The organism is Pseudomonas brassicacearum (genome assembly GCF_003732265.1).
GTDB classification, from domain to species: domain Bacteria; phylum Pseudomonadota; class Gammaproteobacteria; order Pseudomonadales; family Pseudomonadaceae; genus Aquipseudomonas; species Aquipseudomonas brassicacearum_D.
The window spans coordinates 1-499 of the sequence record NZ_MOBK01000384.1 but is presented as its reverse complement, the minus strand read 5'-3'; the positions used below and the strand labels follow the sequence as shown (position 1 = coordinate 499).

Annotated in this window: 1 protein-coding gene; it reads left to right on the top strand. The window is 58.3% G+C overall.

What is annotated here, in order from left to right; all coding sequences use genetic code 11:
- On the top strand, nucleotides 1-499 hold a 499-nt coding region (locus tag BK660_RS31845; RefSeq protein WP_123436466.1), incomplete at both ends, for a homoserine dehydrogenase.

Sequence of the window (499 nt, the reverse complement as noted above, 5' to 3'; positions counted from 1 at the left end):
ATTGCGATTACCAACGATGTCTTCGAAGTGGCCACGAACCCTGAGATCGACATCGTCATAGAGCTGATGGGCGGCTACACCGTTGCCCGCGAGCTGGTACTCAAGGCCATCGAGAATGGCAAGCATGTGGTCACCGCGAACAAGGCTCTGATTGCCGTTCACGGTAATGAAATTTTCGCCAAGGCTCGCGAGAAAGGCGTGATCGTGGCGTTCGAAGCGGCTGTGGCCGGTGGCATTCCGGTGATCAAGGCGATCCGTGAAGGTCTGTCCGCCAACCGCATCAACTGGGTCGCCGGGATCATCAACGGCACCGGTAACTTCATCCTCACCGAAATGCGTGAGAAGGGCCGTACCTTCGAAGACGTGCTGGCCGAAGCGCAGGCACTGGGTTACGCCGAAGCCGATCCGACCTTCGACGTTGAAGGCATCGACGCCGCGCACAAACTGACGATTCTGGCCTCCATCGCCTTCGGCATCCCGCTGCAATTCGACAAGGCTT